The 12,448-nt window shown below is 65.4% G+C and carries 14 protein-coding genes; 5 read left to right on the top strand and 9 right to left on the bottom strand.

The window, feature by feature from the left end:
• Window positions 1–132: 132 nt before the first annotated feature.
• From purL to purC, 4 genes are all read right to left on the bottom strand, one after another.
• Window positions 133–2,382, bottom strand: coding sequence for a phosphoribosylformylglycinamidine synthase subunit PurL (purL, locus tag OCI36_RS00570; RefSeq protein WP_261663126.1), 2,250 nt, complete (start codon window positions 2,380–2,382; stop codon window positions 133–135).
• A gap of 181 nt (window positions 2,383–2,563) precedes the next feature.
• Entirely contained in the window at window positions 2,564–3,223 is a 660-nt protein-coding gene (gene purQ / locus OCI36_RS00565; RefSeq protein WP_261663125.1) for a phosphoribosylformylglycinamidine synthase subunit PurQ, read from the bottom strand.
• Window positions 3,220–3,474: a phosphoribosylformylglycinamidine synthase subunit PurS gene (gene purS / locus OCI36_RS00560; protein WP_261663124.1), complete on the bottom strand. Its 255-nt coding sequence runs from the start codon at window positions 3,472–3,474 to the stop codon at window positions 3,220–3,222. The genes purQ and purS overlap by 4 nt, the downstream gene beginning before the upstream one ends.
• Window positions 3,475–3,611: 137 nt before the next feature.
• The gene (gene purC, locus OCI36_RS00555) at window positions 3,612–4,325 is read right to left on the bottom strand and encodes a phosphoribosylaminoimidazolesuccinocarboxamide synthase (protein WP_261663123.1); all 714 of its coding nucleotides are present in this window, start codon (window positions 4,323–4,325) and stop codon (window positions 3,612–3,614) included.
• A 227-nt stretch (window positions 4,326–4,552) separates the two neighbouring features.
• On the opposite strand from purC, the gene OCI36_RS00550 reads away from it, so the two are divergent.
• Together OCI36_RS00550 and OCI36_RS00545 are read left to right on the top strand one after the other, a co-directional pair.
• A complete protein-coding gene (locus OCI36_RS00550) occupies window positions 4,553–5,332 on the top strand; it encodes a TatD family hydrolase (RefSeq protein WP_261663122.1) in 780 nt (259 codons plus the stop codon).
• Between the two features lie 274 nt (window positions 5,333–5,606).
• Window positions 5,607–5,981, top strand: a complete 375-nt coding sequence (locus tag OCI36_RS00545; protein ID WP_261663121.1) for a hypothetical protein — start codon at window positions 5,607–5,609, stop codon at window positions 5,979–5,981.
• On the opposite strand, the gene OCI36_RS00540 is transcribed toward OCI36_RS00545, so the two are convergent.
• From OCI36_RS00540 to OCI36_RS00525, 4 genes are all read right to left on the bottom strand, one after another.
• On the bottom strand, window positions 5,929–6,942 hold the full coding sequence (locus tag OCI36_RS00540; RefSeq protein ID WP_261663120.1) for an asparaginase: 1,014 nt from the start codon (window positions 6,940–6,942) through the stop codon (window positions 5,929–5,931). The two genes, OCI36_RS00545 and OCI36_RS00540, sit on opposite strands and share 53 nt — an antisense overlap.
• Before the next feature lie 250 nt (window positions 6,943–7,192).
• Window positions 7,193–8,125, bottom strand: a complete 933-nt coding sequence (gene hemC, locus OCI36_RS00535; RefSeq protein WP_261663119.1) for a hydroxymethylbilane synthase — start codon at window positions 8,123–8,125, stop codon at window positions 7,193–7,195.
• A gap of 5 nt (window positions 8,126–8,130) precedes the next feature.
• A complete protein-coding gene (locus OCI36_RS00530) occupies window positions 8,131–8,655 on the bottom strand; it encodes a DinB family protein (protein ID WP_315941224.1) in 525 nt (174 codons plus the stop codon).
• A 132-nt stretch (window positions 8,656–8,787) separates the two neighbouring features.
• Window positions 8,788–9,294: a DinB family protein gene (locus OCI36_RS00525; RefSeq protein ID WP_261663118.1), complete on the bottom strand. Its 507-nt coding sequence runs from the start codon at window positions 9,292–9,294 to the stop codon at window positions 8,788–8,790.
• A gap of 72 nt (window positions 9,295–9,366) precedes the next feature.
• On the opposite strand from OCI36_RS00525, the gene OCI36_RS00520 reads away from it, so the two are divergent.
• Window positions 9,367–10,347 carry a helix-turn-helix transcriptional regulator gene (locus OCI36_RS00520; protein ID WP_261663117.1) on the top strand — a complete coding sequence of 327 codons (981 nt, stop codon included), beginning with the start codon at window positions 9,367–9,369 and terminating at the stop codon, window positions 10,345–10,347.
• Complete coding sequence (locus OCI36_RS00515) at window positions 10,323–10,670, top strand: DsrE family protein (RefSeq protein WP_261663116.1); 348 nt, start codon at window positions 10,323–10,325, stop codon at window positions 10,668–10,670. The genes OCI36_RS00520 and OCI36_RS00515 overlap by 25 nt, the downstream gene beginning before the upstream one ends.
• A 30-nt stretch (window positions 10,671–10,700) precedes the next feature.
• On the opposite strand, the gene OCI36_RS00510 is transcribed toward OCI36_RS00515, so the two are convergent.
• A complete protein-coding gene (locus tag OCI36_RS00510; RefSeq protein WP_409996708.1) occupies window positions 10,701–11,603 on the bottom strand; it encodes a tRNA dihydrouridine synthase in 903 nt (300 codons plus the stop codon).
• Between the two features lie 295 nt (window positions 11,604–11,898).
• On the opposite strand from OCI36_RS00510, the gene OCI36_RS00505 reads away from it, so the two are divergent.
• Window positions 11,899–12,435: a GNAT family N-acetyltransferase gene (locus tag OCI36_RS00505; protein ID WP_261663114.1), complete on the top strand. Its 537-nt coding sequence runs from the start codon at window positions 11,899–11,901 to the stop codon at window positions 12,433–12,435.
• The last annotated feature ends 13 nt before the right edge of the window (window positions 12,436–12,448 follow it).

Below are 12,448 nucleotides of genomic sequence, written 5' to 3'. Positions count from 1 at the left end.
GCAGAGGAAAAGCGGCAGGCCGGGTCGGTTGGTTCGCGGGGCGGCTGGACTGGAAAGGGGGTAGCAGCGCAGAGAAGGGTGGGAGAGGCGGGCGGAGGTAAGGGGCGCCAGTGCCCGCCAGGGCCCGGAACTTCAGGCCAGGATGTCCCGCAGCGGTTGGCTGTGGGCTTCTTTCAAGGCGGCAAGGCTGACGCTGAAGTTTAGGCCATGCTGCGGCAGCGCGAAGGTGAGGCGTTCGCCGCTTTCGCCGCTGGCGGTGCCCAGCAGCTGGCAGGGCACGCCCAGTTCAGCCAGGCGGGTTTCGGCGGACGTTTCTTGGCCCAGCGGCACTGCCACCACCACGCTGGAGTGGGTTTCCCCGAACAGCAGCGCGTCGGCGCGGACACTGGTGGGGGCGTCCAGGGTAATCTCGGCGCCCTGCCCTGCCGCGCCCAGCAGCATCTCGGCCAGAGCCACGCTCAGGCCACCTTCGGCCGCGTCGTGGGCGGCGGCGACCAGACCCTCGCGGATCAGGGCCAGGGTGCCGTCAATGACTTTCTGGTGCAGCTCCAGGTCCAGCGCGGGCACCTGACCGGCTTCCAGGCCATGCACCGTTTCGAGGTACTGGCTGGCGCCGATGCTCTGGCCCAGTTCGCCCAGCAGGTACAGGCTGTGCGCGCCGGCGGGAATGTGCATGCCCACATGCCGGGTCACGTCCGGCAGCACGCCCACCATGCCGATGGTCGGGGTGGGGTGAATCGCCACTTTCTCGTCGCCTTCCACATACTGGTTGTAGAGGCTCACGTTGCCGCCGGTCACTGGGGTGTTCAGCGCACGGCAGGCGTCCGCGATGCCCTGGACCGACTGCTGCAACTGGTAGTACACGCCCAGGTCGTGCGGGTTGCCGAAGTTGAGGTTGTCGGTGATCGCCAGCGGGGTCGCGCCCACACAGGCCAGGTTGCGGGCCGCTTCGGCCACGGCGGCAGCCGCCCCGGTATAGGGGTCCAGATACACGAAACGGGGGTTGCAGTCGCTGGTGGCTGCCACGCCGATGCCGGTGCCGCGCACCCGCATCACGGCGGCGTCGGCAGCGCCGGGCACCACCACGGTGTTGGTCATCACCTGATGGTCGTAGCGCTCGAAGATGGGCCGCTTGCTGGCAATGGTGGGGTGCGAGAGCAGCGCCGTCAGCACCGCGCCGAGGTCGGCCGGCATCTCGGTGCCGCTGAGGTCCATCTCGCGCCGGGCGGTAATCATGGGGTTCTCCACGCCCTCGCGGGTGTACTTGGGGGCCTCGTTCAGCAGGTCCACCGGCAGGTCACACACCACTTCGCCGTCCCAGAGCAGGCGGTAGTTCTGGTGGCCCTCCACCTGCCCGATGTTCACCACGTCCAGTTCCCACTTGGCCAGCAGGTCGTAGAGTTCCTGCTCCTTGCCCGGCACCGGCACCAGAATCATCCGCTCCTGCGACTCGCTCAGGCACAGCTCCATCGGCACCATGCCCGACTCGCGGGTAGGCACGGCGTTCAGGTCCATGCTGATGCCTAGGCCGGCGCGGTAAGCCATCTCGCAGGTGCTGGACACCAGCCCGGCGGCGCCCATGTCCTGCACGCCCGCCACCAGCCCGGCCTGAATGGCTGCCAGGGTCGCTTCCAGCAGCAGTTTCTCCATGAAGGGGTCGCCCACCTGCACGGCGGGGCGGTCCGCCTGCGAAGCCGCGCTAAGGTCGGCGCTGGAGAACACGGCCCCGCCCAGCCCGTCGCGGCCGGTCTTGGAGCCGACGTAAATAATCTGGTTGCCCACCTCGCCCATGGTGCCGGTCGCCAGGTCCTCGTGCCGCAGCAGGCCCAGCGCCATCACGTTCACCAGCGGGTTTTCCTGGTAGCTGGGGTGGAAGATGGTTTCGCCGCCCACGGTAGGCACGCCAATCGCGTTGCCGTAGTGCGAGATACCGTCCACCACGCCGTTCAGCAGAAAGCGGGTACGGGGGTTTTCGGGGTCGCCAAAGCGCAGGCTGTCCAGCACCGCAAAAGGCCGCGCGCCCATCGCAAAGATGTCGCGCAGGATGCCGCCCACGCCGGTCGCCGCGCCCTGCACCGGCTCCACGGCAGAGGGGTGATTGTGCGATTCCATCTTGAAGGCCACGCCGTAGCCTTCACCAATATCAATCACGCCAGCATTCTCGCCGGGGCCTTGCAGCACCTGCGGGCCTTCGGTGGGAAATGCCTTAAAGAGCGGGCGGCTGTTCTTGTAGCCACAGTGCTCGGACCACATCGCGCCCACGATGGCGGCTTCCAGGGCGTTGGGGTCACGCCCGATGCGCTCGACGAGAATGTCGTATTCGGATTCGGACAGGCCAAAGGTGGCGGCCTGGGAACGGAGGGAGGGGGTTGCTTGGGTCATGAGAACTCCTTGGGGCCTCGAAAGCCGGAGAAACGAAAGAAGCGTGCTGCAGCCGGCTCAGGGCTGCCAGCAGCGCCAAGCGGGAAGAAACGCGGCAGCGAGGGACCAGCGCCAGCGCAAAAAAAGCACTTCTAAAGTCCCTGGGCCGCTGCTCAAGCGCCGTCTTCCCCGCTCCAGCACTTCACTGCTGCTTGAGCGACTCGAACACCCCTCTGCCGTCTTCGCTGCCCAGCAGCAGCTCCACGGCGCGTTCGGGGTGGGGCATCATGCCCAGCACGTTGCCGCCTTCGTTCACGATGCCGGCAATGTCGTTGAGGCTGCCATTGGGGTTGTCCTGATAGCGGAAGACCACCCGGCCTTCGGTTTCCAGGCGGCCAATCGTCTCGGCGTCGGCGTAGTAGTTGCCCTCGCCGTGCGCGATGGGGATTTCAATAACCTGCCCCTTGCTGTAAGCGCGGCTGAAGGCGGTGTCGGCGTTCTCCACCGTTAGGTGAACCGGGGCGCAGTGAAAGTGCAGTTCGCGGTTGCGGCTCAGTGCGCCCGGCAGCAGGCCAGCTTCGGTCAGTACCTGAAAGCCGTTGCACACGCCCAGGACAAAGCCGCCTGCTTCGGCGTGGGCTTTCACTGCCTTCATAATCGGGCTGCGGGCGGCAATCGCGCCGCTGCGCAGGTGGTCGCCGTAGCTGAAGCCGCCGGGGATAAACACCAGCTCGGTGCCTTCCGGCAGAGCGCTTTCGGTGTGCCAGACGAACTGGGCACCGTCGTCCAGCAGCAGCCGGGCGGCTTCCAGGGCGTCCGTATCGCAGTTGGAACCGGGAAACTGAATAACAGCGGTTTTCATTGCGCTTCGGCCAGCTCCCAGCGGGCATCTTCCATGATGGGGTTGCTCAGGACATTTTCCACGATGTCTTTCAGCTGCGCTTCCACTTCGGAGCGCTCGCCCGACAGGTTCAGCTCAATGTATTTGCCGATACGCACGCCGCCCACATTGGCGTGGTTCAGGTGCGCGAGGGCCCGCTCCACCGTGCGGCCCTGCGGGTCAAGGATAGAAGGCTTGAGGGTCACATAGATTTTGGCTTGGTAGTTGGACATGGTTAAAGGCTCCTCGGGCCGGGGCCGCGCGTCCTCTGCGGGAGGAAGGCCCCGGCGCATGCTTGCGTTGTGAATCGTCCCGGCTTGGGAGGCTCTCTCTGCGGGCTGCGGGAAAAGCCCGCCTGCCCGCTGCGGTCTTAAACCTCTTGTGTGACCCGTTTCAGCATCTCGGCGTAGGCTTCGGCCTCGCCGCCCAGGTCGCGGCGGAAGCGGTCCTTGTCCAGCCGTTCGCCGGTCGCCATGTCCCAGAAGCGGCAGGTATCGGGGCTGATTTCGTCGGCCAGCACGATTTCGCCGTCCGGGAGTTTGCCGAATTCCAGCTTGAAATCCACCAGGGTCACGCCGCGCTGCTGAAAATACGGCACCAAGAAATCGCGCACCTGCAGCGCCAGCTCGCGGATGCGGGCCAGGTCCGCCTCGCTGGCCCAGCCCAGGGCCACGGCGGTGTCGGTGTTGATCAGGGGGTCGCCCAACGCGTCGGACTTGTAGCAGTACTCCACCACCGGCCGCTCCAGCGCGGCACCTTCATCCACGCCCAGGCGCTTGGAAAAGCTGCCGGCCGCCAGGTTCCGCACGATGACTTCCACCGGCACGATCTTGACGGCCTTGACCCGCTGCTCGGTCTCGGAAAGCCGCTCGATGAAATGGGTGGGAATCCCGGCCCCTTCCAGCAAGGGATAGAGGTGCGCGGTAATGGCGTTGTTGGTGGCGCCCTTGCCGGCCCACTGCCCACGCTTCTGCGCGTTGAAGGCGGTGGCATCGTCCTTGTACTGCACGACGTATTCGGCGGGGTTCTCGGTGGCAAAGACCTTTTTGGCCTTGCCTTCGTAAAGTGGGGCTGCTTGGTTCATAAAGCCTCCATCGCCGTCTCTCGGACGGACTTACCGCCCCGGCCTCTCATGCACATGCAGGAAAAAGCGGGCGGGGCATCTCGCAGGATGCGGACAGAACGAATTGGGGTGCTCCCGTAGGTGGTTGCAAATCAGACTAGCATTTCCTCAGGAGCAGCTGGCCAGAATTCACGGCCAGCCGGCCCGGCTTACGGCGCCGGGAGCCCGGCGGGATTAGCCTGAGCAGCATGATTGATACCCACTGCCACCTCGACTACCTCGACGATCCGGCCTCGGCCCGCGGCGAACTGGGCCTGGACGCCATGGTCTGCATTGGCGCCGGGTTGGAACATGCCCGCAGCGCCGTGGCGCTGGCCGAGCAGTTTCCGGATGTCTGGGCCACCGTGGGCATCCACCCGACCGAAACAGAAGACGACACCCCCGAGCACCGCGCCGAACTGGAGCAGCTGGCCCGGCACCCACGGGTGGTAGGCATCGGTGAAACGGGCCTAGACGACTACTGGGACGCGGAGCAGCGCCCGCAGCAGCGAGCAGCGCTGGAGTGGCAGCTGGACCTGGCCCGGCGCGCCGGCAAGCCGCTGGTGATTCACGTGCGCGACAAAAAAGGCGAGGACAGCGCGCACCGTGGCCTGCTGGAGGTGCTGCCCGGCTGGGAGGATATCCCGCTGATTCTGCACTGCTTTGCCGGCAACCGTGACCTGCTGGCCTACGGGCTGGAGCGGGGAGCCTATTTCGGGTTCGCGGGCAACGTGACTTTCAAGAACGCCCCTGAAATCCAGGCGGCGGCCCGTGAGGTGCCACTTGACCGGCTGCTGCTGGAAACCGACGCTCCTTTCCTGGCCCCGGTGCCCCGGCGTGGCAAGCCCAACCGCCCCGGCTACGTGCGGCACACCCTGGAGTTCGTGGCTGCTCTGCGCGGCCTAGAAGCCACCGCACTAGAACAGCAGACCGACCGCAATGCCGAGCGGATTTACGGCATCCGGCTGCCTGAAGTGGCGGGAAACTGAGCAGAAGCAGCCCAGGCAGCCGCCAGAAATCTGTCAGAGCAGACGGTAAAAACCAAGAGCAAGTTTGGAAATGTTTGGAACGAATCACCCGAACCTATGTTTTGTCGTTTAGATTGCATAAAGATACGGCCTATATTCTGTATTCTTAAAGCCCAGATAAAGGGAGAGGTAAGAAAACCATCTGGCACAGGTGCTTCAGCCGTAAATTTTGGAAATATTCCAGTTACGGGGTCTGATCTGACAGGTTTCTCCCGCCACATGAAGGAGGCTTCATATGACCCTAGTCGGTAACTTCCAGCACCAGAACTTCTCCGAGGCCCTGTCCAACGTCAAAGCTCAGACCGGCATCCTGGCCTTTACCAACTTGGCCAGCCGCGCCCGGCTGTGTGTGCACCTCAGCGAATCGCGCGTTCAGGCTGTGTTCGTCAATGGCCGCCCGCTGCGCTGCGGCGAAGAAGCCCACCGCCTGCTCTGCCGGCAGTTCAGCGAGCGGGCCGGCGGGTTCTGGTTCGAGCAAGCCCTCCCGGAAGACCTGCGCCGGGGCCTGAACATCTCGCTGGATCAGCTGCTTTCCGAAGCCCCCGCCGAGAACCGGCCTACAGGTTTCCTGCAGAAAATACAGCAGCTATTTGGTCGCGCGAGCGCTTAAAGCTCAGCATCACCAGCAGCTGAATCCGCGCCTTGTGCGCGTTGAGGAAACTGGCGGGAATGGCCCCGGCAGCCTGGAGGGTCGCCCCACCGCCGGCGTACCCATACGCCGGAATCACGGCGCCCGCGTCGGTGCGGGTGGCAATCACGATGGGTTTGCCGGTGGCCTGCGCCTGCTCGATCAGGGGAAGCAGCTCGGCCGGCAGGTTTCCGGCCCCCAGCGCCGCAATCACCAGACCGTCGGCGCGGGCCAGAGCTTCGGCAAAGCCCTCCCCCTCCCAGCCGGCGTAGGCGTACAGAATCTCGACCCGGGCGTCTAAGGCTTCCGGCCGGTACACCGGGCGCTCCTCGGGGCGGGCAAAGTAACGCACGTAGCTGCGGCCCTCCAGCCGGTCAATGCGGCCGATAGGGCCCGGGTAGCCGCCAAAAGCGTCTATGGCGGTGGAATGCACCTTGGTCACAGTGCGGGCGTCAAAAATGTCGCCGCCAAAAGCCACCAGCGGCCCGCGCCCCCGGGTCTGGGGGTCCAGCGCCACGCCGGCCGCGTCCAGCAGATTGCCGGGGCCGTCCCAGGACGCTTCTTCCATGTGCCGCATTGAGCCGGTCAGCACCACCGGCACCGGGGTGTCTACCAGCAGGTGCAGTGCGTAGGCAGTTTCCTCGAGGGTGTCGGTGCCGTGGGTGACCACGATGCCGTCCGATTCGGGCGCGACCCGCTCAATCAGCCGGGCCAGTTCCAGCATGTGGTGCGGCTTGATGTGCGGGCTGGGCAGGGTAAACGGCATCAGGTCCCGCACCTCGGTGCCGCGCAGCTCCGGCAAGCTGGGCGCTCCCTGCGGCGTGACCCCCGGCCGGTGATCAGCCTGCGGGCGGCTGGCAATGGTCCCGCCGGTATGAATCACGGTCAGGCGCCGGGCAGGCGGCTCGGATGCGGCGGGGCCAGAAGGTTGGGCGGAGGGCATGGCCGCAGTCTAGAGCAGCTCTCCGAATGACGCGTGCGTCGGCACAGCACTGCTACCTGCTCCATTCTCTGCTCCGCAGCTTTGCAAGCTCGTCCTGCTCCCTGTTTTACACTCGCTCTCTGCGAGCTGTAACAGTCCGCTCGCCAAAAAGCTGTGCCATCTCTTTGTCAAATGCTCTAGGCGAAGCTGGCAAGGGGCATCCGAAAAAAGAGCGCTGAATAGCGCTCCTCTCTCCCCTTCACCCACCTATTTATTCCGCAGAAGCCTGCTCGATCAGCTCGGCGGCGCCCTGACCGAGCATGTCCTCAGCCAGTTCGGCGCCCAGGTCGGCGCACTCGCTGGCGTCACCGCTGGTGGTCGCCTTGATGACCTTGGAGCCGTCCACGGCACCCACCCAGCCTTCCAGGGTCAGCAGGTCACCCTTGACGGTGGCAAAGGCCCCCACCGGCGCCAAGCAGCCGGCCCCCAGCCCCGCCAGGAACTCGCGCTCGGCAGTGATGCGGTCATCGGTCACGGCGTCGTTGATGGCGTAGGCCACCTCCGCGATCAGGTCGTCGTCGGCGCGCACTTCCAGTGCCAGGGCGCCCTGACCGGGAGCCGGCAGCAGGATTTCAGGCGAGATGAATTCATCGGCCCGGTGGCGCTGATCGGTGCGGATCAGCCCGGCGCCGGCCAGAATCACGGCGTCGTAATCGTCGGTGGCCACGGCCGCCATGCGGGTTTCGATGTTGCCACGCACCGGAATCACCTGTAGGTCAGGCCGAAACGCTTTGAGGAAAGCGCGGCGGCGCACCGAGCTGGTGCCCACCCGGGCGCCTTCGGGCAGCTCGGCCAGCACCTTGAAGCCTTCGGCGCCCACCAGAACGTCGCGGGCGTCGGCACGCTTGGGAATGGCGGCGATGTCGAGACCTTCGGTCTGCTCGGTGGGCAGGTCCTTGAGCGAGTGCACAGCGATGTCGATGCTTTTTGCCAGCAGCGCGTCCTGAATCTCCTTGATCCAAAAGCCCTTGTCGCCGGCCCTGGCCATGCTCTGCAAACTGGCACGGTTCTTGTCGCCCTTGGTGGTGATGGTCTGAATTCTGAATTCGGTCTCGGGCCACTGCTCCTTGAGCCGTTCTACTGCCCAGCGGGTCTGGGAAAGAGCCAGCGTGCTGCCACGAGTTCCGACGGTCACCGTACGCATAACCCTCAGTATAGAGGCAGCTTCTGCCCGCCCGCAGGCCTACTCGCGCCAGATGGCCCAGTGCCCGTCCAACGCATCCATTTCCTCGGCGCTGCGCCCCGGTGGTGGCTGTCGTGGACGATGATGTGCTGGAGGAAGTGAGCCGGGTTGGACTGATAACTGCCTTCGCCATGCGGGTCGGGAAAGGTCCGGCCCTCACTCAGTGCAGCCTCCACAGCTTTCAGAGCGGCGGCGTCACCCAGCCGAAAGGCTTCGGCCAGCTTCGCGGGGTCACGCTCGGAGAGGGAAAACTTCTGCCAACTTTCGCCCTCGATGACTTCGGGCAGCCCCTGCGCGTCGGCAGGCGAAAGCATGCTCAGCCAGGCGGGGCGAAAGTGAACGAGGTGGCCGAGATGCTGGCTTACCGTCCAACCACCACGCCCGTCGCTCAGGTCAAGATCGGCGGAGGTGATGGCTTGAAGCAGCATGTTATTGACACGGACATTGCGGCGGAAGGATTCCAGCAGCAGGTCAGGAAGAGGCAAAGTCATGGTTTTCTCCTTGGTATGTAAGGCTGGTGCAGGGCAGTTTGCCAGTTCTGCGGGGCAGCTCTGGTGAAGTCACTCAGGAATATTTGGGAGAAGATTGCCGGTCAGGCTACCATGCCCGGCAATCTCTCCGATTTACTCCTCAGTCACGTCGCTGCGCTCATAGAAGCTGGGAGGTTCGGTCCCCAGTTCGCGCAAGTACACGTAGCCCTGGGCGCGGTGGTGAATCTCGTTCTCAATCAGGTATTCCACGCTCTTGTAAGCCGACATCCTGCCCCAGCCGGTATCCACAGGAGTCAACCACAGCTCAGTGCTGACTGTAGGCCAGACCTGCGCCAGCTCAGCGGTCTGTTCGTCCCAGCGCCTGAGTATCTCGGCACGGCTGGGCAGCTGCTGGCCGGGTTGAGCCCCGTCCCACTGGGGCTGGCCGCTACGCAACCACTTCAGCTGATGGTCCATCATGCCCAGAATTTCCAGTGTCATCTCCTGAAAAGAGCGCATGCCAGACGCGTGATGTTGCTCGAAGCCCTCCTCTGAAAATGCCTCGATGGTGCGGCGGGTCAGGTCACGGTGGCCCTGCCAGTGAGTCAGCAGCCGAGCAGCTGTCAGCAGGGGTGTTTCCAAGCTGGTCATTTGGTTCATATTTCCTCCTTGAAGTTATGTTATGGGCATAACCCGTCAGAACCTGTCGCTCTTCCCCGCTAGCCTGGAACCATGACCTACGACCCCACCATGCGCCTGCTGACGGTGCTTAACCTGCTGCACCTGCGCGGCGAGCTGAGTGCTGCCGAACTGGGCCGCCGGCTGGAAGTCAGCCCGCGCACCGTGCAACGCTATGTGGCGCGGCTGCAGGACATGGGCTTTCCGGTGACCAGCACACGGGGGCGCGGCGCTGCTTACCGCCTGCACACGGCCGAGCTACCGCCGCTGGCACTGTGCGCCGAGGAAGCCCTGGCATTGGGTGCAGGTCTGGGCGCCCTCAACATGCTGGGGCTGGGAGCACTGGCTCCAGCCGCCGCCTCGGCGCGGGCCAAGCTGGAGCGGGTGCTACCGTCGGAAGTGGGTCAGCAGCTGGCGGCGCTGGAGCGGCATGTGGGGGTGGGCAGCGGCGACTGGACCGTGCAACTGGGCGGCAGCGTCTGGGCGGCGCTGATAGAGGCGCTGGGCACCGGGCGGGTGCTGGAGACGGTGTACTGCAAAACCGACGGCCCCGAAACCTGCCGCAAGTTGCAGCCCTACGGCACAGCCTTTTACGAGGAGCGCTGGTATCTGGTGGGCTGGTGCCTGCTGCGCGGCGAGCTGCGCTGTTTCCGGGTAGACCGTATTGCGGCGGCGGCTGTGACACCGGAAACCTTCGAACCGCCGGCCGGCTTCGACGCTCTGGCCTACCTTCAGGCTACCCTGCCGCATCTGCCGGCTCCTTTTGAGGTCAGCGTGTGGCTGAGCCTGCCCCCGGCTGAGGTCAGACAGGCCAGTGAACTGGGCTGGCGCACCGAGCTGTCACCAGAAGGGGATGGGACTCGCCTGCGCTGCCAACGTTCTGGACGCCATGACCTGTGCCTGCTGGCCGCCAGTTTGCTCACACTGGACGCCGAGATCAGGCTCGACAGCCCCCTGGAATTGCAGGAAGAAATTGCGGCAGCAGCGCAGCGGGCGGCTAAACTGGCCGCATGTCCTCCTCCGAAGCTGCCCTGAAAGTAGTGCTGCACGTCAGCGACCCGGCCAACCTGAACCACGCCCTGGCCAACGCCGAGAATCTGTGGGCGGCCCGCCCCGGCGCTGCCGCGCGCCTGGTTCTGAATGGACAGGCGGTCACAGCGCTGCAGGGCCACAACAAAGTGACGGCACGGCTGGCCGCAGCCACCCGCCAGGGCCTGGAAGTTCAGGCCTGCCACAACGCGCTAGAAGCCTATGAGATAGACCAGGCCAGTCTGCCCAGCGGCGTGACTGTGGTGCCAGCCGGGGTGGTGGCCCTGGCTGAAGCGCAGGCGGCCGGTTTCGCCTACATCCGGGTCTGAAAGCGGGAGCCAGGGCGCTCCAGGCCGCTGTTAAGCTTCTTCGGTCCCTTCCAGGAGCGGCGCCAGCACCCGGGCCACGTCGTCCACCGTCAGCACCTGCACCAGGTCGTCGCGCAGCTCGGGGTGATCGGGCAGGTACTTGGGCAGCACCTTGCGCAGCGGTTTGACCGAGCGCACCCCGAAACGGTCCTCGCCGTAGAACTCGGCCTGCAATTCGGCGTGGCGCAGCGCCGTGCGGGCGCGGGCCGCCGCGCTGGGGTACAGTCCGTCCCCGCTGGCCAGGGCCTGAAAAAGCCAGGGGTTGCCCACCGCGCCCCGGCCGATCATCACGGCGGCCACGCCGCTGCTCTGCCGCCGCTGGGCCACTTCCAGAGTGGTGACATCGCCCGAGCCAATCACCGGCACATCCACGCTCTGGGCCACCCGGGCAATCGCGTCCCAGTCGGCTTCGCCGGTGTAGCGCTGCTTGGAGGTGCGCCCGTGCACCGTGATGATGGCCGCGCCAGCTTCAGCCAGCCCCTGGGCCACTTCCACGCTGCGGTCCTCATCCCAGCCCAGACGAATCTTGGCGCTCACGTCCAGGTCGGTCGCGCTTTTCATGGCGCGAATCAGGTCATAGGCCACTTCCGGAGTTTGCAGCAGGCAGGCACCGCCCTTGCCGTGCACCTTGGGCACCGGGCAGCCCATGTTCAGGTCAATGGCGGCCGGCGCAAACCATTCCTCGGTGCGCTGCACGGCGGCCGCCAGATACTCAGGCATGGCCCCGAACAGCTGCACCACTCGCCCCGTTTCGCCGGGGTAGGGCCGGCCCAGGGTCAGGTCGGGGCCGTCGTGTTCCATCAGGCCACGGGCGCTGATCATCTCGCTGACGGTCCACAGCGCCCCCTGCTCGGCGGCCAGCTGGCGCATGGGGGCGTCGCTGTAACCGGCCATCGGGGCCAGTACCGCGCCGGGGCGACTTAGACGGGAAGCGTAAAACCCACTCACGTTCCGTACCCTAATGCATTTGCGGCACGGCAAATGAAATGGCCGCGTCTCAGCCGGTGTCTGCCTTGTCGCCAGGCTTCAGCAAAGCAGTCCCGAACGTGGGGCCCCTTTCCTTCAGGCTTTAGGAAAAGCCCAGCTTCGTCAGGGGTTTGACAGGGGCGCGGCGGGTATCCTGAAGCTGTTCCCGCCCGCTGCGGCAAACGGTTCAGCGCCGTATGGGCCGGGGTCAAGGAGGCTTATTTTGAACATCAAAACGGCCCACCTGGGTGATGCACAGGCCCTGTACACCACCTACCGGAATTCGCCCGACTATTTCCGGATGCTGGGCACCGCAATTCCCACCGCCAGCGAAGTTGAGCTGGAACTGGGGCTGGCACTGATGGACCGGCGCCGCCACGTCGAGCTGATCGAACACGAAGGCGAAATCGTGGGCGTGCTGGACTGGAAGGAAGCCTATCCCGAGCCGCAGGACGTGACCGTCAATCTGCTGCTGCTGAACCCGGCGCAGCGCGGCGCCGGCCTGGGCAGCCGCGTGATGTGGGACCTCGAAAGCCGCCTGTCGGCCGGCACCAGCCGCCTGATGGCCTCGGTGCTGGGCGAGAATCCCGCTGGCGCCCGTTTCTGGGAGCGACTGGGCTATCACTTCGCCATTGACGCCCGCCCGGTGATGACCTGGTATGCCAAGCCGCTGGAAGAAAGCGCGGCGCGGCCGGCCCTGCCGGGAGGCCGCCCAGCACGAAGAGCGCAGGCACTGCCGCAGCGCGTCGGGCAGTTCTGAACAGTCCTCTCTA

The sequence above is a fragment of the Deinococcus sp. Marseille-Q6407 genome, assembly GCF_946848805.1.
Classification (GTDB): Bacteria; Deinococcota; Deinococci; order Deinococcales; family Deinococcaceae; genus Deinococcus.
The sequence above is the reverse complement of the archived record's forward strand: the minus strand, read 5'-3'. Positions and strand labels throughout refer to the sequence as shown.